General features: G+C 34.5%; 21 protein-coding genes. 6 read left to right on the top strand and 15 right to left on the bottom strand.

Annotation, left to right across the window (positions count from 1 at the left end; translation table 11 throughout):
• Nucleotide 1: 1 nt before the first annotated feature.
• Genes EQG63_RS10185 through radC form a run of 5 tightly spaced genes read right to left on the bottom strand, consistent with a single transcriptional unit; the run spans nucleotide 2 to nucleotide 3,670 of the window.
• Entirely contained in the window at nucleotides 2-694 is a 693-nt protein-coding gene (locus EQG63_RS10185; RefSeq protein ID WP_129436266.1) for a YjjG family noncanonical pyrimidine nucleotidase, read from the bottom strand.
• A 6-nt stretch (nucleotides 695-700) separates the two neighbouring features.
• Nucleotides 701-1,174, bottom strand: a complete 474-nt coding sequence (locus EQG63_RS10190; RefSeq protein WP_129436267.1) for a hypothetical protein — start codon at nucleotides 1,172-1,174, stop codon at nucleotides 701-703.
• Nucleotides 1,167-2,357, bottom strand: a complete 1,191-nt coding sequence (locus EQG63_RS10195; RefSeq protein ID WP_129436268.1) for an ABC transporter permease — start codon at nucleotides 2,355-2,357, stop codon at nucleotides 1,167-1,169. Before EQG63_RS10195 ends, EQG63_RS10190 begins: the two co-directional genes overlap by 8 nt.
• Nucleotides 2,354-2,983 (bottom strand): ABC transporter ATP-binding protein, encoded by a 630-nt coding sequence (locus tag EQG63_RS10200; protein WP_129436269.1) that lies wholly within the window; start codon nucleotides 2,981-2,983, stop codon nucleotides 2,354-2,356. Before EQG63_RS10200 ends, EQG63_RS10195 begins: the two co-directional genes overlap by 4 nt.
• Before the next feature lie 3 nt (nucleotides 2,984-2,986).
• On the bottom strand, nucleotides 2,987-3,670 hold the full coding sequence (gene radC, locus EQG63_RS10205) for a RadC family protein (protein ID WP_129436270.1): 684 nt from the start codon (nucleotides 3,668-3,670) through the stop codon (nucleotides 2,987-2,989).
• A gap of 86 nt (nucleotides 3,671-3,756) precedes the next feature.
• Here radC and EQG63_RS10210 point away from each other — a divergent pair, with 86 nt between their 5' ends.
• Nucleotides 3,757-4,401, top strand: a complete 645-nt coding sequence (locus EQG63_RS10210; RefSeq protein ID WP_129436271.1) for a DUF1287 domain-containing protein — start codon at nucleotides 3,757-3,759, stop codon at nucleotides 4,399-4,401.
• On the opposite strand, the gene EQG63_RS10215 is transcribed toward EQG63_RS10210, so the two are convergent.
• The 5 genes from EQG63_RS10215 to EQG63_RS10235 form a co-directional block, all read right to left on the bottom strand.
• Nucleotides 4,402-5,757 carry a UDP-N-acetylmuramate--L-alanine ligase gene (locus EQG63_RS10215; RefSeq protein WP_129436272.1) on the bottom strand — a complete coding sequence of 452 codons (1,356 nt, stop codon included), beginning with the start codon at nucleotides 5,755-5,757 and terminating at the stop codon, nucleotides 4,402-4,404.
• A gap of 21 nt (nucleotides 5,758-5,778) precedes the next feature.
• On the bottom strand, nucleotides 5,779-6,468 hold the full coding sequence (locus tag EQG63_RS10220; protein ID WP_317125552.1) for a tetratricopeptide repeat protein: 690 nt from the start codon (nucleotides 6,466-6,468) through the stop codon (nucleotides 5,779-5,781).
• Nucleotides 6,465-8,690 carry a hypothetical protein gene (locus EQG63_RS10225; RefSeq protein WP_129436273.1) on the bottom strand — a complete coding sequence of 742 codons (2,226 nt, stop codon included), beginning with the start codon at nucleotides 8,688-8,690 and terminating at the stop codon, nucleotides 6,465-6,467. Before EQG63_RS10225 ends, EQG63_RS10220 begins: the two co-directional genes overlap by 4 nt.
• The gene (locus EQG63_RS10230; RefSeq protein WP_129436274.1) at nucleotides 8,674-9,522 is read right to left on the bottom strand and encodes a hypothetical protein; all 849 of its coding nucleotides are present in this window, start codon (nucleotides 9,520-9,522) and stop codon (nucleotides 8,674-8,676) included. Before EQG63_RS10230 ends, EQG63_RS10225 begins: the two co-directional genes overlap by 17 nt.
• A 238-nt stretch (nucleotides 9,523-9,760) precedes the next feature.
• Nucleotides 9,761-11,911 carry a S46 family peptidase gene (locus EQG63_RS10235; protein ID WP_129436275.1) on the bottom strand — a complete coding sequence of 717 codons (2,151 nt, stop codon included), beginning with the start codon at nucleotides 11,909-11,911 and terminating at the stop codon, nucleotides 9,761-9,763.
• Nucleotides 11,912-12,129: 218 nt separating this feature from the next.
• On the opposite strand from EQG63_RS10235, the gene lysM reads away from it, so the two are divergent.
• Nucleotides 12,130-12,594, top strand: coding sequence for a peptidoglycan-binding protein LysM (lysM, locus tag EQG63_RS10240; RefSeq protein WP_129436276.1), 465 nt, complete (start codon nucleotides 12,130-12,132; stop codon nucleotides 12,592-12,594).
• A gap of 65 nt (nucleotides 12,595-12,659) precedes the next feature.
• Here the strand turns inward: lysM and EQG63_RS10245 are convergent, their stop codons facing one another.
• From EQG63_RS10245 to hpt, 5 genes are all read right to left on the bottom strand, one after another.
• Nucleotides 12,660-13,928, bottom strand: a complete 1,269-nt coding sequence (locus tag EQG63_RS10245; protein WP_129436277.1) for a zinc-dependent metalloprotease — start codon at nucleotides 13,926-13,928, stop codon at nucleotides 12,660-12,662.
• Nucleotides 13,929-14,010: 82 nt separating this feature from the next.
• The gene (obgE, locus tag EQG63_RS10250; protein ID WP_129436278.1) at nucleotides 14,011-15,018 is read right to left on the bottom strand and encodes a GTPase ObgE; all 1,008 of its coding nucleotides are present in this window, start codon (nucleotides 15,016-15,018) and stop codon (nucleotides 14,011-14,013) included.
• A gap of 69 nt (nucleotides 15,019-15,087) precedes the next feature.
• Complete coding sequence (locus EQG63_RS10255; RefSeq protein ID WP_235827830.1) at nucleotides 15,088-16,317, bottom strand: hemolysin family protein; 1,230 nt, start codon at nucleotides 16,315-16,317, stop codon at nucleotides 15,088-15,090.
• A gap of 83 nt (nucleotides 16,318-16,400) precedes the next feature.
• The gene (locus EQG63_RS10260) at nucleotides 16,401-16,973 is read right to left on the bottom strand and encodes an adenylate kinase (protein ID WP_129436280.1); all 573 of its coding nucleotides are present in this window, start codon (nucleotides 16,971-16,973) and stop codon (nucleotides 16,401-16,403) included.
• A 43-nt stretch (nucleotides 16,974-17,016) separates the two neighbouring features.
• Nucleotides 17,017-17,550, bottom strand: coding sequence for a hypoxanthine phosphoribosyltransferase (gene hpt, locus EQG63_RS10265; RefSeq protein ID WP_129436281.1), 534 nt, complete (start codon nucleotides 17,548-17,550; stop codon nucleotides 17,017-17,019).
• 186 nt (nucleotides 17,551-17,736) lie between these two features.
• On the opposite strand from hpt, the gene EQG63_RS10270 reads away from it, so the two are divergent.
• The 4 genes from EQG63_RS10270 (at nucleotide 17,737) to EQG63_RS10285 (ending at nucleotide 22,627) form a co-directional block, all read left to right on the top strand.
• Nucleotides 17,737-18,282 (top strand): hypothetical protein, encoded by a 546-nt coding sequence (locus tag EQG63_RS10270; RefSeq protein WP_129436282.1) that lies wholly within the window; start codon nucleotides 17,737-17,739, stop codon nucleotides 18,280-18,282.
• A 409-nt stretch (nucleotides 18,283-18,691) separates the two neighbouring features.
• On the top strand, nucleotides 18,692-19,849 hold the full coding sequence (locus EQG63_RS10275) for a 5-(carboxyamino)imidazole ribonucleotide synthase (RefSeq protein WP_129436283.1): 1,158 nt from the start codon (nucleotides 18,692-18,694) through the stop codon (nucleotides 19,847-19,849).
• A gap of 97 nt (nucleotides 19,850-19,946) precedes the next feature.
• A complete protein-coding gene (gene purE, locus EQG63_RS10280; RefSeq protein ID WP_129436284.1) occupies nucleotides 19,947-20,429 on the top strand; it encodes a 5-(carboxyamino)imidazole ribonucleotide mutase in 483 nt (160 codons plus the stop codon).
• A 173-nt stretch (nucleotides 20,430-20,602) separates the two neighbouring features.
• The gene (locus EQG63_RS10285) at nucleotides 20,603-22,627 is read left to right on the top strand and encodes a M3 family metallopeptidase (protein WP_129436285.1); all 2,025 of its coding nucleotides are present in this window, start codon (nucleotides 20,603-20,605) and stop codon (nucleotides 22,625-22,627) included.
• Nucleotides 22,628-22,645: the final 18 nt, after the last annotated feature.

The following is a 22,645-nucleotide window of genomic DNA, read 5'->3' on the forward strand; positions in this document are numbered from 1 at the left end:
GTTAAAATAGTTTTTTTAGTTCCACTAAATTAGTGATTTGTTTAATAGGTTGGGCAACTTCCGTTGCATTTACATTAAAAAAAATTGCGTCCATCCCGAAATTTAAAGCGCCACCAATATCGGCATCAAGACAATCGCCAATCATAATACTTTCCCCTTTCGCCGCCTTGGCAATGGAAAGCGCATGGTCAAAAATCTTAGCATTGGGTTTTTTAACCCCAGCCATTTCAGAATTGGTTATGGTATCAAAAAAATGATGTATCCCTGAATTGTTGAGTTTTTTAAACTGTACATCCGCAAATCCATTGGTAATAATATGTAATTTATAGTTCTTATGAAGATACTCTAAGGTTTCAACACAGCCTTCAAACAAATGATTGCTATTGGGCAAATGCAAGATATATTCGTCGGAAATTATAGCAATCAACTCATCCGAAACTTCCATCTTTAATTCTGAAAAAGAATCGGCTAAGCGTTTATAACGTAACTCTTCATGGGTGATTTGATTGTTTTGATACAATTTCCAACACGCCTGATTAATGGGCGCATAAACGGCTATAAATTTCGAAATCTCCAGTTCCGGAAACAAATCCTTAAAAATGACTTGAAAAGCGATTTCCGAATTTTTATCAAAATCCCAGAGCGTGTGGTCCAAATCGAAAAAAATGTGTTGTATGTGTTTGAATTCTGACATAAACTATTAATTCCCTTTCACAATAACGACATCTTCAATATTGTACATCCAATTATCAATATCGGTTTCGTTGAGTTTTAAAACCCCTACAATGGTAACATATTGATCGGTTCTCAGTTTCATTTTCCCGGCACGAAATTTCAATCCAGCAATGGTTTCCGGCCCTGCTTTTCCGCAAAAAAAACACGAAGCAAAAACGTTTTTACTAATGGCATAATTAACGTTGTCAATCGGAACTATAAAACCAGACACAATTACTTTTCGATTGTTTCGAAATTTGATTTCAGGGCTTATAACCGGATAATCAATCATCCCGTAACTTTTATGCTGCTTTTTTACAAATTTTACTTGTCCTAGTTGTTTCCAAGTGACCGTATCGTTTACAACCGTTTTTTCGATTGATTTACTGTTGAAATTTGATTTTTGAAAACCAACTAAACCAAAAAACACAATCAGCACTACATATTTTAATTTATCCATTCGCTAATGTTTTTGAAATATTCATTTTGTAGGCTTTTACCGCAGGAAGAATAGCTGAAATTATTCCCACAAAAAGCGTTACTATTAACAAGGCTCCTTCTTTGTTCCAAATGATTTCGAAAGGATTAAATCCTAGTTTAAAATCTTCTTCTGAAGCAGAAGAAAGCAGTTGTAATGCAAATCTACCAATAATCGTTCCAAAAAAATACCCGAGAACACATAAAAACAGACTCTCCAATAATACCAACCACAACAATTGAAAACGAGAAGCGCCTTGCAAACGCAATAAGGCAAACTCGTATTTTCGTTCTTTCAATCGGTTATAAAGTGCGATAAAAATACTGATCCCAGAAATGAGCATAATTCCGTAAGCAAGATATTCTAGTGTTTTTAATCCAATACCAAACAACGTAAACAAACGATTGATTTCAATCGCAGGAGAAACGGCTTGCATATTGGTATTTTGACCAATAATTCTTGGCCAAGTCATGATCGCCATTTTGTTTCGCAATTGTAAAATAACCGCCGTTATTTCTTTAGGTTCCTGAATTCCTCCTTCATGCTGTTCGTGTTCGCTGTGCATTGCCCACACACTTTCTATGTTCGACAAAATCAAATTATCAATGACTTTCCCTGTTCTAGAAGCAATTCCTACCACTTCATATTTATATTCTTCATGTTGCTCGCCTTCTTTGGCATCACCATGCGTTCCATTAAATTTGTCGCCTACTTTAAGGTTTATTTTTTTGGCCAATTCACTACCAATCACCACTTCAAAATTGCCTGAAAATAATCTCCCACTTTCAATTTTTGAATTGAATTTTGACAAATATTCGGGTGTAGTCCCTACAATTTTAAAGCCTAAATAATTATCCCCAAAGGCCAACGGAATTGCTGATTGTACAAAAGGATGACGCATCCAAACCTGAGCCGAATCATATTCAATATTTCCGGTGGGAGCATCGACTTGATACACCGATGACAATACCAATTGTAATGGACTGCCTTGTGCTCCTAATACTAAATCGATATTATCGGCATTGCTTGAAAACTGCTCTTCAAATTGTTTTTGCAACAAAATCAACAGTGTAATAATGGCTACACTCGATGCCAATAACAAAACACTCAAAGCTGTATTGAGAGGCTTGAACCAAATATTTCGCCATGCCAATTTTGCAATCATAATAGTGAAATTTGGTTAGAAAATCGTTCTTTCAATCTGGAATCATGGGTTACGATAATTAAAGCTGTATCGTATTCTTTGGCTAAATTTTCTAGCAAATTGGCCACTTTTAAAGTATTGGCATCATCGAGACTTGATGTCGGTTCATCTGCTAAAAGCACTTTGGGATTATTAATTAAAGCTCTAGCTATGGAAACTCTTTGTTGTTGCCCCACACTCAATTGCGAAGGCAACTTATCCCAATGTTTTTCCAAATGAAGGTGTTCCAGTAGTGATTTCGCTTTGGCCTTGTCTTTTTTTCCGGTTGCCAACCACGAAGCCAACATTACATTTTCCAAAACCGACAATGCTTCAACAAAATGATTTTGCTGCAATACGATTCCGATATTTTTTCCTCGAAAGGCATCCAGTTTTTTGTCTGAAAGCGTTTGAATTGCAACGTTATCCAAGTTGATTTCACCTGAAATAGGGCGTAATAAACCTCCTAGCAAATGCAGCAAAGTTGTTTTTCCAACCCCCGAATTCCCCGTAATTAACAAAGATTCTGAAGCATTACAAACGATATCTGGAAATTGAAATTGATTTTCATTCCCGTAAGCAAAAGAAATATTTTTGGTTGCGATCATTTTTTAAAGAATTCCTTCATCGGCGAAGCTAAAATAATTGATTTCTGTGACAATTATATGGTCTAGAACCAAAATATCCAAATGTTTTCCTGCTTCTTGTAGCTTTCTGGTAATTTGTTTATCGGCATCACTCGCCAATAATTTTCCAGAAGGATGATTGTGTGTTAAAACAACACTTGTCGCATGATGTTCCAATGCCGTTTTGAACACCAATCGGGTATCGACCACTGTGCCGGTAATTCCCCCTTTACTGATTTGTGATTTATACATTACTTTATTGGAATTATTGAGATACAACACCCAAAATTCTTCGTGTGGCAGCTCGCCAAGTATAGGTTGCATGATTTCAAAAACAGATTTACTGGACGTGATTCTTGCTAATTCCGGCACTTCTTCTCCTCTTCGACGACGCCCTAATTCTAACGCTGCCGCGATTGTTATGGCTTTGGCTTCACCAATTCCTTTGAACTGCATGAGTTGCTGAGCCGATAATTTTCCGAGAGTGTTAAGATTATTATTTGCAGAAGCTAAAATACGTTGACACAACTGTACCGCACTCTCGTTACGAGAACCGGAACCTATAAGTATGGCTAATAATTCGGAATCGGATAAGGTGGATTTACCTTTAAGCAGAAATTTTTCACGGGGACGATCGTCTTCGGCCCACTGATGGATTGGCGTGTACATACTATTTATTTTGGCGATTATAAAAAACAAAGCTAATCAAAATATTAAAACCAAAAATTTTACGTTCCAATTAAAAAGCAACAAGTATGAAAATCGTAATCCTTTCCCTTTTTTCCATTTTATTTCTGAATTGTAAAAAAGAAAATACTTCTTATGTAGCAAAAGCTACTTCAAACCAATCAGTTGTACCAATTGAAAAACCTTTTGATTTTTATGATAAACTCTCCAATGCGGCCATTTCGATTATTGATCCAGAAGTGGTTTACACACCCAATTATATAGGAATAGAATACCCAAACGGAGATGTTCCTTCCAAAACAGGAGTTTGCACGGATGTTGTGATTAGAACCTATAGAAAACTTGACATCGATTTACAAAAAGAAGTTCATGAAGACATGAAAGCTAATTTTACACTTTATCCGAATTTAAAAAAATGGGGACTAAAAACCACAGACACCAACATCGACCACAGAAGAGTGCCCAATTTGGAAATTTTTTTTGAAAGAAAAGGAAAAAAATTACCCGTTTCACAAAATCCAGCGGATTATAAAACGGGTGATATTGTCACTTGGATGATCAATGAGAAACTTCCACATATAGGGATTGTAACGCATTTAAAATCGGAAGATGGCAAACGCAATTTAATTGTGCACAATGTAGGGAACGGACAAGTTTTAGCGGATTGCTTATTCAGTTATACTATTGTAGGACATTTTAGATATGGACAATAATTATTGTATAAGTTCTTTAACCTCATCAAAATTCAATCCACCATAATTCCCAGAACTCATCAATAACAAAGCTGAATTGTCCAAATCGGCACTGAATAAAAACTGCTTGAATTCAGCCGGATTGGTATAAATTACTAAATCTTTTCGTTTGAAGGATTGTGCAATTTGTTCATAGGTCACTTCTTCCAATTGTTTGATTTTTACTGCATCTGGCGAATAAAAAACTACTGCCACATCAGCACTATCCAAAGCACCTTCATACTCTTTCAAGAATTCAGCATTCAAACTACTATAGGTATGCAATTCTAAACATGCAACTAATTTTCGGTCAGGATATTGCGATTTAACCGCCTTTGTTGTGGCAGCTACTTTACTCGGCGAATGCGCGAAATCTTTGTAGGCTACTTTCGATTTACTTTCTGCTATTTTTTCTAGACGTTTGGAAGCGCCTTTAAAACTTGCTATTGCTTCATAAAAATCCGCTTCATCAACACCCATACATTGACAAATCCATTTGGCTCCTGCTAAATTATTTAAGTTGTGTGCTCCAAAAACTTCAATCGGCATTGGTCCTTCAGGAGTATCTAATAACGTCACTCCATTTTCTACCACATAACTTGGTGTTTGATAAGGAATTTTTCGAATAGGATTTCCAGCACTTTCAGCTACTTCTTTAACCGTTTCATCTTCTTCATTATAAATTAAAACACCACCATTGGTAATTTGATTGGTGAAAATTCGAAACTGTTCTACGTAATTATCAAACGTTGGAAACACATTGATATGATCCCAAGCAATTCCCGAAAGCAAAGCAATATTGGGTTGGTACAAATGGAATTTTGGTCGGCGATCTATAGGAGATGACAAATACTCATCGCCTTCTAAAACGATAAAATCATTTTTCTCGGTAAGGTGTACCATCGTATCAAAACCTTCTAGTTGGGCGCCCACCATATAATCGACTTCGATGTTGTGATAATGCATGACATGCAAAATCATAGAAGTTATGGTTGTTTTTCCGTGAGAACCACCGATAACCACACGTGTTTTATTTTTCGATTGTTCGTATAAAAACTCAGGATAAGAATAAATTTTCAGTCCTAACGCTGTTGCTTTTAACAATTCAGGATTATCGGCTTTGGCGTGCATTCCAAGAATGACCGCTTCAATATCTTGTGTGATTTTTTCAGGAAACCAGCCCATTTCAAGAGGAAGTAATCCTTTCTTTTCTAGTCGTGATTTGGAAGGTTCAAAAATAGCATCATCGCTACCGGTAACCTGATATCCTTTATTATGTAATGCTAATGCTAAATTGTGCATAGCAGCTCCGCCAATGGCTATAAAATGAGTTCTCATTAAGTGTATTTGTGTATTCGTTTATTTGTCAAAATCGGCTTTTAATTTAGCCGCCTTTTTCTCATCTTTTATTTTATTCAAATATAAATCATAAAGCTTTTCGAAAGTAGTTTTAGAATGTCCAATTTCATGTGCTTTTTTATAATTCATTTCAGCAGCAGCATACCGCTCAAAATACACGTCTATATATCCCTTTGCCAAAAATCCATCTACTTTAGATATGCGCATTAACTCGTTAGCGTATTTTTGTGATTTTGCTTCGCTTCCACCAATAATTCCGGGTAATTCGATATAAAACATTACCATCGCCCAACGAACACCTATATGTTTGGGATCAAGATTTGCCGATGTTTCAAATGCTTCTTTCACATCATCAATCATACCCAAAGCTTTGAATTTATTGCTATTTTTTGCTTTGAGCCCTAATGCACCGCCATATTTGTACCAATAATCGGCGTTATTAGGAAACACCGTTTTGAGCTTGTAACCACATCTTACAGCTTCATCCCAGTTTTTGGTATAAACAGAAACTTCCCCTAATTTATCTATTGCCTCGTAATTCTTAGGATTTTGCCTAATTACTTCTTCAAAAAATGGTTTTGCTTGTACGTACTTTTTTTGCTCAAAAAATTGCATTCCTTTTTCAAAATTGGATTGCGACCACAAATTCAGTGATGTAAAAAGAAATAAGAATACTATTGGCTTCATCATTTTTGAACTATATTTCTAAAATATCCACATTCGTTTATGACTTCCTGATAATACTTTGTTTTTGAATATTGCTTCAATTTTTTAAATCCATCAAACACAACATAATCAACTTCCCATGGAATGTATACTGGAGTTAAATAAAACGTATTGCGTTCTATTTTGGTTAATAAATAGATTGCTTTTGCTTTTTGCTCATCATTTTTTGCCAATAATAATGCTTTTGAATAATATTTTTCTGTTTCAGCATTGCTCATCAATACATTTTTATAGGTATCATTTAGATAATTTGTATTGTATTGATTAATAATGTTATTGTCATAAAAAAGTCGAGCGTTTCCATAATACGACAGGTTATAAAAAGCATTTCCTAACAAAATATTTTCTATGTAAGTATCGCCATTTTTGGCGGTAATTTCTTGCAATTCTTTTACTTTTTGCAAAAAAGACAATTTTGTATATTTTGTTTTTTGAAAAGCGACATGATCGCAGTCATTACAATCTTTAATATTGCCGTTAAAAGGATTTCCTAATAATTCAACGTTTGCAAATGAAGATTTTTGAATTTCAGCAATTGCCTGAGAGATCTGATTATTGTAGGCATATTTAATTGCTTTGAATTCATAAATATCATCTATTCTAATATTATATAAAGAATTAGCAAAGGTATGCCAATCCGAATATTTATTAGTATTTAAATGCGTTATCATTTTTTCGGTTCTTACAGGATTTAAATAATAATCGGCATCACGCAAGAACAGTTCGGCCATAACTTCATTTCCTTGTTTTTTATACAAACTGGAAACATAGTTTCTGCTCCAATTAATGAGGAATTGTGTTCGAAGTTTATCGGAACTATTTTCTTTTTCGAAAACAAAAAGCCACTTTAAATTTGGCAAGAGTTGTATCTCGGCAGCTTGATCTATTTTTTTTACCGAAGCGATGGTATTAAAAATCTCAAACAATTTCAATTGTTCTTGTGCTAATTTTGTATTCGGAATCGTTTTTTTCGCTTCAGAAAAATAATGTGTAGCTTTAGCATTATTTGCTTTGATAATTTCAAAATAACCGGCAGCTATATTCCAAATGTGAGGCGAATTGCTTTTTTTCTCATTGGCAATTTTAGTTACAACTTGGTACAACTTTGAATGCAAACTATCATTCGCTATTTTAGCTTTACTTCCATACTCTGCGTACTTCCATTCCGTTGTGTTCATTTTGTTCTCGGCGATATTTAAAGCACGAGTCAGCAAATAATCCAAATGTTTGTTTTTGGGATCCAAAGTATATACTTGTTGAATAGCTTCCACCTCGTCACCATAATATCCATATAAAGCCCACAATGCCGCTTTTTGAGAATTGGTATTGGCAATAGCTAATGCTTGTTGAAAATCTTTGTTTTCTTGCGGATGAAAACTATAGGTGGCAACCGTTCTCAGTTTTGGACAATTATCAAAAACTACGCTGTACATAAAATTAGAACGTGCATACTCTTTATTTTTATACAAAACTCCTGCTATATAAGAAAGTCCTCTATAATACAATTCATTTCGTTCAACTTTAGCTTGGGTTTTATTAAAAAAAGTAATCGCTTCATTTCTGTTTTGAGAATAGAAATAAGACTTCATGGTAAGAAACCAATATCTGTTTTTTAAGAAGGGATCATTCGATAAATTATAAATGTCTTCGACTTTTTTTGCTTGTCCAACCGACATATACTGCATTGGATCTAAACTATCTGTATTATAATTCCAGGAAGCTACATTATTGGAATAGGTCTCTAAAGATTTGGCAAGATTCATAAAAGCGAAAAACTGTTTTAGTTTCGCATCTTTTAAATCGAATTTTTGGGCTAATTTATTATTTTCTTTTTTAAGTATTGCTTTACTAATTTTTGACAATTCTACATTCGAAGAATCGGATAAAACATAATAATTAAGTTGTTCTTCCGATAATTTTTTACCTAAATACTTTTTCCAATCAGCGATAATCGATTCTTTAAACCTGTTAGAATGTGCATTATCATACCAATCTTCCCCATAAAACATATTAATGCTATAAAAAAGTTGCTCATATGATTTATCTTGAACATAGGCTTCAGGTGCAAAACTTGAATTGCTTTCAAACCAATCCCAATCGCCTCCAGCACAAATGGAAACATAAGAAGTGATTCCTATAAGTACTGTACTAAAAAAAACAAATAATGGTCTAAAAAACGAACTCATTTTGATATTTTTTTAAATTATTTTCATCTAAATCGTAGTAGATGATTTCTTGAGGCTCTTTATCCATATAATCATATAGTAAAGCCTTTATTTCTTGTAAATTACTTTCTGTAATTTCTTCCAAATGCAATTTATCTCCTTTCTTAAAGAAAAACCCTTTGAAGAGACCATTTTCTTTTACTGAAATAGTATTGTTTTTCACTTCAAAAGTAGGATTATTTCTAAAATCATCCCTACTCGTTTTCGAAATTAAATTCACAATTTGATCATTTCTACTATGCACCATCCAAGAAAAAATGGGTAATGCTACTTTTAGTTGTAATGGATAGTTTTTTAATGCTGGTAAATATTGCAATGCAACCTTTTTATCATAAATAGAATTGGCACCATTGGCGCTTAATTTTCCCATATTATAAAACATTAAAACACCATAATCAACGGGTGGCACTTTGGTTTGATTAAAATACTTTATTTGATGTAAACGTATGGTTGCCGAAATTGTTTTAGTCCATTTCTCTTTTAACGATTTCAAAAAAGTCAAATAACGATCTCTACTTGCTAAAGACCAATCGCAATCAATTTGGATTTCACTAGTTTGAATAGTATTCACTTGATTAATTTGATTTATTAATCCAATAATTTTCGTGGCCAAATCAACTTCGTTTAGCTTTTGGGAGAGAAAAACTTCATTTTTAATAAATATTACAGGAATTATAGTCTGATCAATTTTTTTTTCTTTGAAGAAAATTGGAGCCAAAGGCATTGGGATTCCGTTTTTAAGACCCACATCAAAATAGCGAACATAAAGTTTTGTGACCTTATTTTGATTCATTACATTTTTTTCTGTTTTAGAGAGCTGAAAAATTGTTTTCCAATAATAAAAAGATACCGATTGAGGTTCTTTTTTTGCACAAGAAAGAAGGAAGAAAAAAACAGATAGTAGAAGAAATCGTTTCATTTTTGATAATAGGAAAGTAAAGATATAAAAAAACCGAACTCAAATAGAGTTCGGTTTAGTTTAGATTGCTTCGCTATCGCTTCGACAAGCTCAGGGTGACAGCTCGCAATAACTATTTCACTAATGTCATTTCATCAACAATGTGTTTTGCTCCTGAGAAATTCTCAATTACCCATAACACATAACGAATATCAACATTGATGGTTCTTTGTAAGTTTTTATCAAAGATTACGTCACCCGCCATAGCTTCGATGTTTCCGTCGAAAGCCAAACCGATTAACTCCCCTTTTCCATTTAAAACTGGAGAACCTGAGTTACCACCAGTAATATCATTGTCAGTTAAGAAATTTACGTGTAAAGAACCGTCTTTATCTGCATAACGACCAAAATCTTTATTCTTGTTCATTTCTAACAAACGTGCTGGTAAATCAAATTCTTGATCTCCTTTTTTGTATTTTTTAACTTGACCAGTTAAAGTAGTATAGTTGTTAATTGTAGCATCATTTCTTTTATCTGCTGGCAATGAACGTACTTTACCGTATGTTAAACGCAATGTTGAGTTAGCATCTGGATATTTGATTTCTCCAATTTTAGATTCTCTCAATCCTTCTACTAATTTACGGTATGCTGCACCAAAATCATTTTGCGCTTTTGCAATCGCATCTGATTTTGAGCTAAAATGAGTAGTCATATCATTAGATAATGCTACCAATGGATCATTCGCTAATAAACCTTCACTTGGTAAATCTAAGAATGCTTTGATTCTATCTTTTGATGTTACAATACTTAAATCGAAAGCAGCATTTACATATTTAGAAAAATCACCGTTGTTTTCTTTTCCGATTTTTTCAACCATCGGAGCGATAGCATATCCTGTAGATTTAGTTGAGTACAATTTTAATTGTGCGGCAAGGATGTCTTTTTCAGCAGGAATATGTGCTTCTTTGAATAATTCGTCAGCCATTTCTAAAATAGCAGGAGCCAATTGAGCACGTTTTGCAGCATCTGCTTTTGCATACGTTTCTAATTGTTTTCCTAAAGTTCTTCCGATAGTTCCAAAAGTGGTTGTTCTGAACAACTGTTGTAAATAATTATCGTGACGTGATTTTTCGTTCGTTAACTTATAGTAGTTATTGATTGTTTCAACCACATTTCCGTATTTCGCTTTGTTTGCAGCCGAATTAGCCCATTTGTTAAATTTAGCTTCTTGCGCTGCTTTAGATTTAGCGGTTTGGAATTTTGATAAAGCATCAATCATTCCTTGACGGTTTTTCCAGTAGTTTGCTGTTGAAGCAAATTTTGAAGCATATACCAAGTTCAAAGCATCACTTTGATTCATGTATTTCTTCATGTTGTCCATACCTGTTTTAGCACCTTCTACCCAAGCAGGGTAAGCAAACTTAACGTTTTGCTCAATTCCGCCTGCTGGCATCCAACGATTCGTACGACCAGGATACCCTAAAATCATCGCGAAATCATTTTCTTTAACTCCTTTTAAGTTAACAGGTAAGTGGTGTTTTGGTTGTAACGGAACGTTACTTGTAGAGTATTCTGCTGGATTACCGTTAGCATCTGCATACACACGGAACATAGAGAAATCGGCAGTGTGACGTGGCCATTCCCAGTTGTCAGTATCCCCTCCAAATTTACCTAAGCTTTCTGGTGGTGTACCTACTAAACGAACGTCTTTATAATCTTGGTATACGAAATAGTAATATTCGTTTCCTTGGAAGAATGAACGTACCGAAACGGTATATTTTCCTCCTTCGTTGTTTTCTTTTTCAATTTTTGCAATTTCAGCATTGATCGCTTTTTCGCGCTCTGCTTCTGTCATTGTAGCATTTACAACTCCTAAAATTCTTTTAGAACAGTCGTCCATACGAACGAAGAAACGGACAAATAAGCTTGAAGGTTTAATTTCTTCTGCTCTTGTTTTTGCCCAAAATCCATTTTTTAAGTGATTTTTTTCAGCTGTAGATTGTTCTGCAATTGCATCGTATCCACAGTGGTGGTTTGTTAATACTAAACCATCTTTAGAAATTAATTCTGCTGTACATCCACCATTAAACTGAACAATAGCATCTTTTAAACTGTGATTGTTGATACTGTAAATTTCTTGAGCTGTAAGTTGTAAGCCCATTTTTTGCATATCTCTGTGATTTAAACGTTCGATGAACATTAAAAACCACATTCCCTCATCTGCTTTTACGCTTGATGGTACAAGTGTAATTGCTGCGATTAGAGATAAAAGTAATTTTTTCATAATAAAATATTTTTTTAGTGGTGCGAATATACTCTATTTCAATTTTATCAAAAAATTTAATAAATAGAAAATGAATTTCATTAAGAAAATTTTAACCTTTAGATAAACAGCTATATTTCAATTATTTATTTATTTAAATATTATTTTTTATCTGCTTAAAGAACCTTGGCACTTAATTTGCTAAATTTGAGTGAATAACAAATTAAATTATAAAAATTATGGGATTATTTTCTTTTATTAAAGGAGCTGGAAAAAAATTATTCGGTGCCAAAGAAGAAGCTGCACCTGCAGAAGAAAAAGCACAATTAAAAGCAAGTGCTTTATTGGGTCATGTTCAAGCCTTGGGGTTGCCTTTCAACTCTTTAAAAGTGGCCGTTAAAGAAGACGGTTTGGTTGTAGTAACTGGAGAAGTTGACCAACAAGCCGATTCTGAAAAAATTGTATTGGCATTGGGTAATGTTGAAGGTGTTGAAACGGTTGACAATCAAATGACAGTGGCTATTCCTGCTCCAGAAGCAAGATACCACACGGTTGTGGAAGGCGATTGGTTGTCTAAAATTGCCAAAGAATATTATGGAGATGCCATGAAATATGAAGTGATTTTTGAAGCAAACAAGCCAATGTTACAAGATCCAGACGAAATTTATCCAGGTCAAGTATTACGAATTCCAAACTTAGACTAAAAAATAAATTCAAAAAAAATCCCATTCAAATGAATGGGATTTTTTTGCTTTCTAATTTTTGAAAACTATTCAACTATAATTTGTTTCACTGCTGAAGCAGTTTCTGTCATTACTTTTACAAAATACACTCCAGAAGCCACTGAATTCAAATCTACATTATATAATAAATCGGCATTTTGAATGGCATTTTTCTCATATACAATTCTTCCTGCTTGATCAATTACTTGAACTGAATAATTGGTATTCGATTCATCAAATTGAATGGTAAAACTTCCTTTGTTAGGATTTGGGTAGATTTCAAATGTGTTTTTAGTAAAACTTTCTGTACTTAATACATTAGGTTTAAATTCACCTACAATAGTATTAATATAAGCAAGTGCTCTTGTAGCCTGTCCCGCTGTAAACATATACATACAAGGATCATCAACATAATCCATATAATTCATTGTTAATGATTTCAATGTAGCACATGCATTTACAGAACCTGCAGCAGGACAATTATAAGTTTCACTAGTAACTCTTGGTGTATCACAAACTCTATCCCCTTCTGTAGCACAATTTGCACCTGCTGGATTACAACTTGATGAAGCAAAAGTATGATCTAAATTAAAAAAGTGACCTAGCTCATGGGTAACTGTTCTTCCTAAATTAAAAGGGGACTGAGGCACATAACCTGTACATCCAGCTCCTGTTCCATAACAAAATGTATTCATAACAACTGTTTGTCCGGAAGCTGGCGAACCACCTAGTGGTGAATATCCTAAAATTTGAGTTCCTTCATCTCTCACTACAAAGTTCATATATCCAGCCCAAGTTGCATCACTATCAGCACCACCAAGGAAATCTGTTCCAAAAGTAACAGCACTCGTGCCATTTGCAATACCTGTTCCCGTAGGGTGATTTTGATTAGCAATTACGAATCGAACATCCATATTACCAACATTTACTCCTGGATAAAAAGCACTAGCAGATGCCCAGTTAGACAAATCGGAATTTGTTGCATTATAATCGGCATTAATTACATCAATTTGTGTTTGAGCAAACGCTCTAAAACAAGCTTTTGTTGTAGCATTACTTGCATTTGAAACCGATGGGAAATGAACTGCAACAGGAATTATAATGGTAGCATTTGGACTTAATAATTTATCTGTTGACGTTTGTTTATTTAATAGTTTTTGATATTCAACTTCAAATTTAGCTTGTCTTTCCTCATATTGTTTTTTAAATACAGGATTAGACATCATTTGTGCCATTTTTTCTTGCATTCCACAAGTGCGATGTTGTGCTATTCCTAACTGGCTAATTAGTAATAGAATAAGTAATTTTACTTTCATATTTTTAAATTTTTGCGAATATATTCATATTTCCCTTACAAACCATAGGATAATAAAAAAATCCCGGATAACCGGGATTTTTTTAAGCTTCTGTATTTAACATCTGCCATAATTTGTCTTTTAACTCTGTCAGACCTTGTTGAGCAACTGACGAGATAAACATATATGGAATTCCTTTAAAATCCTTGTCCAATTGCTTTTTCATTTCTGATTTGAGCTCATCATCAAGCATATCACATTTTGAAACTACAATCAAGCGGTCTTTATCTAACATTTCCGGATTGTAACGACGCAATTCATCTAATAAAATATCGTATTCTTTCTTAATATCATCCGCATCTGCTGGAACCAAAAATAATAGTGTTGAATTTCGTTCAATGTGACGTAAGAAATAATGACCTAGTCCTTTTCCTTCCGCAGCACCTTCTATAATTCCAGGAATATCTGCAATTACAAACGATTGAAAATCACGGTAGGCTACAATTCCCAAATTGGGTTTTAAAGTGGTAAAAGCATAATCCGCAATTTTTGGTTTTGCTGAAGTCAACACCGACAATAAAGTCGATTTTCCTGCATTTGGAAATCCAACCAAACCAACATCGGCTAATACTTTTAATTCTAAAATAATATCAGCTTCTACTGGAGGCATTCCGGGTTGTGCGTAACGAGGCGTTTGATTCGTTGACGAACGAAAATGCCAGTTACCTAAGCCTCCTTTTCCACCTTCTGCTACAATTCTTTTTTCGCCATCTTCTGTGATTTCAAAAAGAATTTCGTTGGTGTCTTTATCACGAACCACTGTTCCTAATGGCACTTCAATAATTTTATCTTCTCCATCATGACCAGTACTACGAGAGCTTCCGCCATCGCCTCCATGGCCTGCTTTGACGTGACGCGCAAATTTTAGGTGGAACAAAGTCCAAAGTCCTTTATTGCCTACTAAATATACGTGCCCACCACGACCACCATCTCCACCATCTGGACCACCTTTTTCAATAAATTTTTCTCTGTGTAAATGCGAAGAACCTTTTCCTCCTTTACCAGATGAAACATATATTTTTACGTAGTCTACAAAGTTACCCTCTGTCATTGTTTTTTATTTTCAATATTATGATTTACGCTTCGACAAGCTAAGCGTGACAATTGCAAAAAATGCAACTTAATTCAATTCTTTTAAGGAACGCACTAAAACCTTATCGATTTTAACACCATCCATATCTATTACTTCCAATTCCATTTTATTCCACAACAACTTCTCTCCTACTTTAGGTATATAAGACAACTCGGTCATAATTAAACCACTAACTGTAGTCACATCATAATCATTAATCAGATCATCCATATCAAAATAGGTTAAGAAATCGTGTAACGAATAATGACCATCTACCAACCAAGTACCATCTTCACGAGCGATTAATTGGAATTCCTCATCATAAAACTCCGCTGCATCGCCTACTAATGCTTCCAAAATATCATTTAAAGTGATAATCCCTTGTAAAACACCATACTCATCGGTTACAAAAGCATAATGTACTTTAGTTTTTTTGAAAATCTCTAAGGCTTTATAGGCCGAAGTATGTTCAATAAAATATACTGGTTCCTTTGCAATTGATTTTAAATCGAAAGTACCTTTTTCAAAATTAGCGAACAAGTCCTTCAATAAAACCACCCCAATTACATTATCCAAATTGTCTTCACAAACCGGATAAATAGAGTGCAATTCTTCCAATACTTTTCCTTTGGTTTCTTTCAAATCGTCTTCCAAAGACAAATACACCAACGCTTTTCTGTGCGTCATTAAGGAATTAATTTTACGATCCCCAATATGAAATACACGTTCCACAATATCTTGCTCGATCTCTTGCACTTCACCACCTTCAGTTCCTTCTTTGATAATGGCTTTAATTTCTTCTTCTGTTACTTTACCGTCGGCAGTTGGTTTGATTTTGAAAATATCTAAAATAAAATCTGTCGAAACCGTCAACAACCAAATGAAAGGTGCCGTAACAATCGAAATCACTTTCATTGGAAGCGCCACCGCTTTAGCAATAGACTCCGGATAATTCAATCCGATACGTTTGGGTAATAATTCGCCAAAAACTAACGAAAAATAAGTTAAAATAACCACAACTGTTCCAACCGACAAGGATGCCGCATAGGGTTGCGTTATTGTATAACTTTCATAAAAAAAACGAACATTTTCGGTTACTTTTTCACCCGAATAAATACCCGTTAAAATACCAATAAGGGTAATCCCTATTTGCACAGTAGATAAAAATTTGTTTGGCGAGTTGGCCAAATCTAAAGCTGTTTTCGCACTCGCATTGCCTTTTTTGGCAGCGGTTTCTAACCTGTTTTTTCTTGCTGAAATGAGTGCGATTTCTGACATAGAAAAAATTCCATTAAGTAAAATCAGCAAGAAAATTATGACTATTTCCAATTGTTTTTGTTTAGTTTATAGTTTGTACTAATTTACAAATTTTCAATTACATTACTCAATCGTTCTGTAATTTCTGCAATAGTACCGATACCGTTTACGGCATAAAATTTATTTTGCTCTTTATAATAATCCATTAAAGGAGCTGTTTTTTCGTTGTATTCTTGATAACGATTTCTAATTTTCTCTTCGTCTTGATCATCAATTCTTCCTGAAGTTTTTCCTCTTTCCAATAAACGTTGCACTAAAATTTCATCATCGGCTTCTAAGGCAATCGTTGCGGTAATTTTTTGATTTTTTGAAGCCAAAAAAAGGTCTAACGCTCCCGCTTGTGCCAATGTTCTTGGAAAACCATCGAATAAAAATCCATCCGAATGTGGGTTTTTCTCCACTTCATCTTCTAACATATTGATGGTTAAACTGTCCGGAACCAAATCGCCTCTATCAATGTAGGTTTTGGCTTCTAGACCAAGTGGCGTGTTATTTTTTATATTGAATCGAAAAATATCACCTGTAGACAAGTGCGTTAAATTGTATTTTCCTTTTAAAAATTCTGCTTGTGTGCCTTTTCCTGCACCAGGTTTTCCGAAAAGAACGATATTAATCATTACTAAAGTTTATGTTGTATTACGTTTAATGTTATTTAAATGTTTATTCTGAAAGTTGATACACATCTTTCAAGTTTCTTCCCAAACCATCGTAGTCCAATCCGAAGCCAACAATAAACTTATTTGGAATTCGCACCCCGACATAATCTAACTTGATGTCTTTTTTGTAGGCTTCTGGTTTTAGGAAAAGTGTAGCGATTTTGAAATGCTTCACCCCTTGATTTTTGAAAATATGTTTCAATTCCTCAATGGTATTTCCCGTATCTACAATGTCTTCCACAATAATTACACTACGCCCTTCTAGGTTTTGATTTAACCCTATTAGTTGCTTTACTTCATTCGTTGATTGCGTCCCTTCATAGGAAGCCATTTTTACAAATGACACTTCACATGGATGACTGTAATGCTTCATTAAATCAGACATTACCATAAATGAACCATTTAAAACCCCAATAAAAACTGGTGTTTCGTCTTGAAAATCATCTTCAATTTGCTTGGCCATATTGGCAATAGCAAAGTCCAATTCTTGTGCCGAAATAAACGGAACAAAATATTTGTCGTGTAACTTAATTTCCATAGTTGTGATTAGAAATAAAGGGCAAAGATAGTAAAATCAAATTCACATTTTAGAACTTTTAAAACTCATACACAATAAATTGTATTTTTGAAAAATGAAATCGCTACAAATCATCTATTTGTTACAAGCAAACACAATAAAAAAGAGATACCATATGTTACTTCTTAAAAAAACATTTTCAAACATATGAAATCTGAATTCTACCAACTTTTAGAGAACTGCACAATCGCTCGAAAAGAGCGTGACAAAATGCGCAATTTGGTCATTCGGAAACCCGAATTTATACCTGAATTGTGTTCAATCGCCTTTGATTTAAAAGAAGACATTCATATCAAAGCCTATTGGGTATTAGAATTAATAAGTGAAAAGAAACTCAAACTTTTAGTTCCTTATATTGAAGATTTTTGTGAAACTGTTCCGAAATTGACCGATGATTCTGCGAAAAGAACCGCTTCACATATTATTTTTTATTTGGCCAAAAGCAATCATCGTGCTAATGGAATTAATCTTACACAATTACAAGAAACTCAAATCATAGAAATGTGCTTCGATTGGTTGATTCGCGATGAAAAAGTGGCCACAAAAGTCTACGCCATAAAAGCCTTATTTGTCCTTGGCAAAAAATACGATTGGATTCATCCCGAACTCAAAAACATCATTCAACAAGATTACACCACCCATACTGCTGCCTACCAAGCTGCTACAAGAATTATCTTAAAAAAAATAAAATAACAAACATTAACATTTTTTGCGGAAAAACCGTAAGGTGCGGTGAAAAATTATATTTACTTTTAACTAAGAATTTCTTACAGGATTAAATCAAAATACCACTTTATTTAATTCTTGCATATAATTCTATCATAAACACCTACTTATTCAAATAAAGAGACTGTTTAACCCAAAGTAACTTTATTTATAAACCTCAACAATTGTTGGGGTTTTATAATTAGTAGAAATCCCATCTCACTGAATTTAGTTAGAGGAATATCAAAATTTTACTTTTTAATTCTTGAAATAGTTTGAGAAAATCAACTCCAATTTTGCCGATTTAAAAAAATCTTAAATTCAAAAACTATCCTACAAATCTACTTGTAATACATTTTTAAAAAAGTTTATCTTTGCACGACACAACTAGATTACAATGAACTACTTTTCTTCCGATTTTAAATTAGGAATACTAGGCGGAGGCCAGTTAGGCAAGATGCTTCTTACCGAAACTCGAAAATATGACATTCAAACTTTAGTGCTTGACCCAAGCGAAGAAGCACCCGCCCAATACGGCTGTACTGCTTTTTACAAAGGGAGTCTATTAGAATATGACACTGTTTATCAATTTGGTAAAATGGTAAATGCATTAACAATCGAAATTGAAAATGTAAATCTTGAAGCCTTAGAAAAATTAGAAGAAGAAGGATTACCTGTTTTTCCCTCTCCTAAAACACTACGCTTAATTCAGAATAAAGGCCGACAAAAAGATTATTATGTAGAACATAAAATTCCAACATCAGCGCACCAACGTTTTGTAGCAATTTCCGATTTAAAAAAAGCACTTGAAAAAGACACATTGGATTTTCCTTTTGTATGGAAAGCAGCACAAGGCGGTTATGATGGCAATGGCGTAAAAATTGTCCGTTCTACCCTCGATTTAATCGGACTACCGGAAGTCGAATGCATTGCCGAAGCTATGGTTCCGTTTAAAAATGAATTGGCAGTTATTGTGGCCCGCAGTCCAAAAGGTGAAATCAAAACTTATCCGGTGGTTGAAATGGAATTTCATCCCGAAGCCAATCAAGTGGAATATACGATTTGCCCAGCTCGTATCTCTAAAAAAGTAGCCGATAAAGCTCAAAAAATAGCACTTCAAGTTTCCGAAGCATTCAATCACGTAGGATTATTAGCAGTAGAAATGTTCCAAACAGAAGACGATGACATTTTAGTAAACGAAGTGGCCCCTCGCCCGCACAACTCAGGACATTATAGTATTGAAGCCAGCTATACTTCACAATTTGAACAACATTTACGTGCTATTTTGGATTTACCTTTGGGTGCAACCGAAAGCAAAGTTGCCGGAATCATGGTAAATTTGGTAGGCGAAGAAGGGTATTCAGGACCTGTTCATTATGAAAACATATCCAATATCATGGCCATTGAAGGTGTTACCCCACATATATATGGCAAACGAGAAACGAGACCGTTTCGTAAAATGGGCCACGTAACTATTGTGAATGAAGACATGGCGGAAGCTAGAAAAATTGCTGAACAAGTGAAGAATAGTATTCGAGTGATTTCTCAAAATTAAAAAATTTAATAATTTAAAGATTCAAAGATTATTGCGAACTCATTTAGTTGCAGAAATTTTTCAATTTTTAAATATTTCAATCTTTAAATAAAAAAAAATGAAAGTAGCTGTAATTATGGGAAGCATATCCGATATGCCAGTAATGCAAGAAGCCATAGATATTTTAAAAGGATTTGACATTGAGGTCGAAGTCGATATTGTTTCAGCACATCGTACCCCTGAAAAACTATTCGATTTTAGTCAAAACGCCCACAACCGTGGCATTTCAGTGATAATTGCTGGTGCTGGTGGTGCGGCTCATTTACCAGGAATGGTAGCGAGTATGAGTCCGTTACCTGTAATTGGAGTTCCTGTAAAATCAAGCAATTCTATAGATGGTTGGGACTCTGTTTTGTCTATTTTACAAATGCCTGGTGGTGTTCCTGTAGCGACTGTGGCACTCAACGGTGCTAAAAATGCCGGAATCTTGGCCGCTCAAATTATTGGTAGTTCTGATAAGACCGTATTGGATAAAATTATTTCCTATAAAGAAGGATTAAAACAAGCTGTCATTTCTGCTTCGGAGGGCTTAAAAAAATAAAGCTCCAGTGGTATTTGGAGCTTTAATTAACACAAACATAAATACCGATTGGGTTAAATCAATACTTAAATTTTAAATATTTTGACTGCAAAAACAGATTTTCGATTTTTCAGTCACGAATATAGAGTTTGTTTCGATATGTAACAAATAAAATCGACGAAATACAATATATTATGAAAATTCTTATAAATAAATTCGACACCAAACACAACACAGCACCTTTCAATTCAATAAAAATGGAGGATTATAAGCCAGCCATCATTGAAGGAATCGCTATGACTCGTAAAGAAATTAATGACATTACCCATAACCGTAACGAACCCACTTTCGAGAATACCGTAGAAGCCTTAGAATATGCTGGCAATACTTTGGATAGAATTACAAGTATTTTCTTCAATTTGAATTCGGCAGAAACCAGTGACGAAATGCAAAAAATCGCACAGGACGTTTCACCTCTTTTAACCGAATTGGCCAATGACATTACTTTAAATGAAGTGCTTTTCAAAAGAATTAAATCGGTATACGAAAACAGAACCAATTTAAAACTAACCACAGAACAAGCTACTTTATTAGAAAAAAAATACAAAGGTTTTTCCAGAAATGGAGCCTTATTACCAGAAGAAAAAAAAGTTCGTTTACGCGAAATCGACACCCAATTGGCGAAGTTAAAATTAACTTATGGTGAAAATGTATTGGCCGAAACCAACAATTACGAATTACACCTTACCAACGAAGCAGACTTAAAAGGATTGCCTCAAGACACTATCGATTCGGCAGGTTCCTTAGCCAAAAGCAAAGACAAAGAAGGTTGGATTTTCACTTTAGACATGCCAAGCTACTTGCCTTTTGTGACGTATGCTGACAACCGTGAACTACGCAAGGAAATTTCGATAGCAGCTGGTAAAAAAGCGTTTCAAAATAATGAATTCGATAACCAAAAAAATGTCAAAAACATTGTAGCCTTACGTCACGAAAGAGCTCAATTATTGGGTTATGAATCGCATTCGCATTTTGTTTTGGAAGAGCGTATGGCGCAAAATCCAGATAAAGTCAAATCATTCTTGAATGACTTGTTAGATAAAGCCAAACCAGCAGCCAAAAACGAATTTAGTCAACTAACCAATTTTGCTAAAAAACTAGACAATATTGATCAATTGCAAAAATGGGATGGTGCTTATTATTCCGAAAAACTGAAACAGGAATTGTTCAGTTTGGATGATGAAATGCTAAAACCGTATTTCAAACTGCAAAATGTTCAAGAAGGTGCTTTCGAAGTAGCCAAACGATTATTTGGATTGACTTTTACCGAAGTTTTTGATATAGACAAATACCATGAAGACGTACATACTTTTGAAGTAAGTGATGAAAAAGGTGAATTAGTTGCCATTTTCTACTCCGATTTCTTCCCAAGAAAAGGAAAACGAAATGGTGCTTGGATGACCTCTTACAAACATCAATATGTAAAAGACGGCAAACAAGAACGTCCTCATGTATCCATCGTATGCAACTTTACCAAACCGACGGAAACCAAACCTTCGTTATTAACTTTTAGTGAAGTCACCACTTTATTCCATGAATTTGGTCATGCCTTACATGGTATGTTGGCGAACACGACCTATCCAAGTTTGTCAGGAACATCAGTCTATTGGGATTTTGTAGAATTACCAAGTCAGGTCATGGAAAACTGGTGCTACGAACCAGAAGCTTTAGCTATTTTTGCTAAACATTACGAAACAGGAGAAATCATTCCGCAGGAATATGTCAATAAAATCAAAGAAAGTGCTGCCTTTTTGGAAGGCATGGCCACGATGCGTCAAATTAGTTTTGGACTTTTAGACATCGCTTATCACGGGCAACCCGTTACGGTAGAAAACGTCAAAGCTTTCGAAAAAAGTGCTATGGAAAACACTGCCTTGTATCCAGATGTGGAGGAAAATTGCATGAGCGTTTCGTTTTCACATATTTTCCAAGGTGGTTATTCTTCGGGCTATTACAGCTATAAATGGGCAGAAGTTTTAGATGCTGATGCGTTTGCGTATTTCCAAGAAAAAGGAATTTTCAACAAAGAAGTAGCCAATAAATTTAAGGGAAATGTCTTATCGCAAGGAGGCACTGATCATCCAATGACCTTGTATAAAAAATTTAGAGGTCAGGAGCCGAAACCAGAGGCTTTATTGAAAAGAGCGGGGTTGATTTAGTAAATCAAACCACTTAGC

This window comes from Flavobacterium amnicola, assembly GCF_004122165.1.
GTDB classification, from domain to species: domain Bacteria; phylum Bacteroidota; class Bacteroidia; order Flavobacteriales; family Flavobacteriaceae; genus Flavobacterium; species Flavobacterium amnicola.